This window comes from Mesorhizobium sp. M2C.T.Ca.TU.002.02.1.1 (assembly GCF_003997225.1).
The window spans coordinates 1-3,634 of sequence record NZ_RZTO01000641.1 but is presented as its reverse complement, the minus strand read 5'-3'; the positions used below and the strand labels follow the sequence as shown (position 1 = coordinate 3,634).

Annotated in this window: 3 protein-coding genes; all 3 read right to left on the bottom strand. The window is 63.9% G+C overall.

Features of this window, described 5'->3' with window-relative positions:
- Positions 1–83: 83 nt before the first annotated feature.
- The 3 genes from EOD07_RS26660 to EOD07_RS26650 all read right to left on the bottom strand — a co-directional run bounded on the left by EOD07_RS26660 (position 84) and on the right by EOD07_RS26650 (position 3,487).
- Positions 84–1,244 carry an acyl-CoA dehydrogenase family protein gene (locus EOD07_RS26660; protein ID WP_127237538.1) on the bottom strand — a complete coding sequence of 387 codons (1,161 nt, stop codon included), beginning with the start codon at positions 1,242–1,244 and terminating at the stop codon, positions 84–86.
- 80 nt (positions 1,245–1,324) lie between these two features.
- Positions 1,325–2,617, bottom strand: coding sequence for an acetoin dehydrogenase dihydrolipoyllysine-residue acetyltransferase subunit (locus EOD07_RS26655; RefSeq protein ID WP_127237537.1), 1,293 nt, complete (start codon positions 2,615–2,617; stop codon positions 1,325–1,327).
- 18 nt (positions 2,618–2,635) lie between these two features.
- Entirely contained in the window at positions 2,636–3,487 is an 852-nt protein-coding gene (locus EOD07_RS26650) for an IclR family transcriptional regulator (RefSeq protein ID WP_127237536.1), read from the bottom strand.
- Positions 3,488–3,634: the final 147 nt, after the last annotated feature.

Genomic DNA, 3,634 nt, shown 5'->3' with positions numbered 1-3,634 from the left:
CCTCTTTGTTTTACGCAATTCCGGGCGGAAAACCGCCCACACTTTTCCTGGAATTGCTCCGGGACAATGTGAGGCGGTCCTTTTCAAGCCGCGGCCGCCGCTTCCTTGATCATGTTTCTGGCGATCAGGATCTGCTGGATCTGCGTCGTTCCCTCATAGATGCGAAACAGCCGGACGTCGCGATACGCCCGTTCGATGCCGTACTCTTCCATATATCCCGCGCCGCCATGGATCTGGACGGCGCGGTCGGCGACGCGGCCGACCATCTCGCTGGCGAACATCTTGCAGCACGCAGCCTCCGTGGAAACATTTCCGCCTTGGTCCTTCGCGCGGGCCGTCTCCAGCACCATGCATCTGGCGGCGTAGCTTTCCGCCCGGCTGTCGGCGAGCATGGCCTGGATCAACTGGAACTCCGCGATCGGCTGCCCGAACTGCTTTCGCTGCATGGCATAGGCGAGGCTGTCGGCGATAAGCCGTTCGGCCATGCCGACGCAGAAGGCGGAAATGTGCAGGCGGCCCCGGTCCAGCACCTTCATTGCCGTCTTGAACCCCTGGCCTTCCCTGCCGCCCAGCACGCTGGAAGCCGGCACCCGGCAATCCTCGAAAATCACGTCGCAGGTGTGCGAGCCGGCCTGGCCCATCTTCTTGTCGATCTTGCCGAGGGACAGGCCGGGCGCGCTCCGTTCGACCAGGAATGCAGTCACGTCCCGTCCCGGCTTGTCGCCCGTGCCGGTTCTGGCGAAGACCGTGAACAGATCGGCATAGGGTGCGTTGGTGATGAAGCGCTTGGTGCCGTTGAGGATGTATTCCTCGCCGTCGCGACGCGCCGTCGTCCGCAGCGACGCCGCATCCGATCCGGCCCCCGGCTCCGTCAGCGCGAACGAACTGATGATCTCGCCTGTCGCCAGCTTCGGAAGATACGCCGATTTCTGCTCTTCCGTTCCGTCCATGATCAGGCCCTGCGAGCCGATGCCGTTGTTGGTGCCGATGACGGAGCGGAACGCAGGCGACGTGTGGCCCAGCTCGAAAGCGATATGGACCTCCTCCTCCATGGTCAGGCCAAGTCCGCCATACTCCTGGGGGATGGAGAGGCCGAAGAGGCCGAGGTCGCGCATCTCTTGCCTGATCTCCACGGGGATATTGTCGGCCAGGGCAATCTCGGCCTCCAGGGGGACCAGTCGCTCGCGAACGAAGCGCCGCACCGTTTGCCGGAGTTGCTCGAAGAGGTCTGCGTCAAGAGCCATGGAGTTGCTGCCTCGGAATGTTCGCGCATTCGGTGTTCGCACAGGCGCGGCCCAGCCGCCGCCTTTGCCGGTGGACGGCGTCAGCGGTCGTTGCGGCCGAGCGCCAGCATCTCGTCGACGATCGACAAAGTGAGCTCGGGCTGTTCGAAATACGGCAAGTGACCGCATTGCCGAAAAGCATGGAGGCCGACGCGCCCCGGCAGCGAATGACAATGAGCGAACGGGATGATCCTGTCCTGGATGCCGAACACGATGCGCATGGGGATGCGGAGCCGTTCCAGGTCGGGGCGGATCGAGAAGGTCTGCGTGCCGTCGCAGAAATATCGCTCGGCAAGGTTGGCCAGGGCGCTGGACAGGCCATCGTCCTTGCGCTGGTCGGCGACGCTGCGAATGAAGGCTTCCGAAATCTGGCGGGGATCGAACACAAGTTCCTGGAGCCAGGGCAGAAGGCTGGACGGCTGCCTCGCCGCGACGAAGCCATGGATGAACGGCTGGCGTATCTCGGGGCCAAGGCCGGCCGGCGAAATCAGCAAAAGCGAGTCGGCTCTTGTCAGTCCGCGGGTGGCCAGTCTGGCCGCGACGGCGGCGCCGAAGGAATGGCCGACAATCGTTGCGTGCTCGATGCCTTCGGCAGCCAGACGCTGCTCGACCATCGCGCAGATCGCATCGAGATCCTCCGGGACTGTCCGTGTAGACCGTCCATGTCCGGGCAGGTCGAGGGCCAGCATTCGCGCCTTGGGCCGGCCCGCGGCCAGAAGGCCGCGCCATGCATTATGATCGGAGGCAAAGCCATGCAGGGCGATGAGCGTTTCGGCGCCTTCCCGCTGCAGCCAGGCGGCGTGCAATCCATCTTGCCGCGCGCCGCTTTCCTGCATCCAAGAGGACTTTGAAACGACAGCCGGCGCGTCGGCGAGCGATCGCTTGCCGAGCACGTCACGTTTCTGGATCCGCCCTTTCGGTCCCGATCCGGCGATGCCGTGAAGGTCGATCCGGTGCTGCGCGGCAATCCGCCTTGCCAGGGGCGTGGCCACGATACGCGTCGAGGCGGGATTCGCCTGCGGCTGCGCCGGCGCTCCATTTCGGTCGGCCGATGGTGCCGGCGCCGCGACAGGTCTGCTCCGGGCTTCGATCTGCTCGCCGCTTTCAAGGATATGGCCGACGATCTCGCCGACCTGCACTTCCTCACCGGCGGCGCGAGCATGCGCGACGAAGCCGGATGCCGGAGCCTCCACCTCGACCGCGGCCTTGTCGTTGTCGATCTCAAACAGCGCGTCGCCCTGGGCGACTTCGGCGCCGTCGTCCTTCAGCCAGCGGCCAATGCTGCCGGTGTCGGTCTCCAGGCTGACCTTCGGAAAAATAACGGCAATGGCCATGGAATTGTCCTTGGTTGGCTAGTCCCGTTGGACCATCGCGGCAATCTGCTCGCCCATCGGTGGCAACGTCGCGCCGGTCAGCCGGTTCTGCAGTTCTGCGAGCAACGACTTCAGCTTGGGCACGAAGACGGAGATGCAGGCCTCGACGGGGGCAAGGTCCTTGATGCCGCCGCAGGTGATGGCCACGAGTTGGGATCCATCGCTCGGCCTGAAAGGCACGCCGACGGCGTTGATATAGCTGTACCAGTCGCCGAACGAAGCGACGTAGCCATGCTTGGCGTAGTTTTCGAGCCCGCCGTCGATAGCGCGGCGTATCTTATCCCTGCTGTCCGGGTTGTTCTCGATCAACTGGCTGATGACGCGGCCCTGCAGGCCTTCTTCCATGGCGGCCAGATAGGCCAATCCCATCGATGTCTGCCAGATCGGCAGGCGCGAACCGACGTTGAGCCGGAGCGTGACCGGTGTCTCGGGCCGGCAGTTCGAGACGTAGACCATCTCCAGCCCATCACGCATGCCCATGGCGACGGCCACGCCGGTTTCGAAGGCCAGGGTCTGCATCAGCGGCTTGGCCATGTAGACCACGGCGCTGCTGCTCAGGCCGGAATAGCCGAGCGATACGGTCGCCGGCCCGATGGAATATCGCCCCAGGAGAGGATCGTAGAGGAGGTAGCCGAGGCCGACCAACGTGTAGGTGAGGCGCGAGATCGTCGCCTTGGGCAAGCCGGTCCGTTCGATCAGTTCCTGGTTGCCGAGCGATGTGTCGGCCGGCGTGAACGCGCGCAGGATCTGCAGGCCGCGCACCAGGGCGGACGAATGCTGTCCCTGATCTTCATTCGATGGCGCCGGTATGGGTTTGTTGCGTTTTCGCATGCTGCCTCCCAACAGCGAATATGGCCCGTCAGGCTCTTGGTCGGGCGCCCACCCTATCAGTCGCAACGGGCGGCCGACAGGCCTCGCAACGAAATTTGGAACTTAATTTCATTTCTATTGACTGGTGTTGACCACCTTGTCAATATC

Excerpts from the sequence above, each read along its gene's own strand:
- EOD07_RS26660 (WP_127237538.1), bottom strand. The coding sequence starts at position 1,244 with ATGGCTCTTGACGCAGACCTCTTCGAGCAACTCCGGCAAACGGTGCGG.
- EOD07_RS26655 (WP_127237537.1), bottom strand. The coding sequence starts at position 2,617 with ATGGCCATTGCCGTTATTTTTCCGAAGGTCAGCCTGGAGACCGACACC.
- EOD07_RS26650 (WP_127237536.1), bottom strand. The coding sequence starts at position 3,487 with ATGCGAAAACGCAACAAACCCATACCGGCGCCATCGAATGAAGATCAG.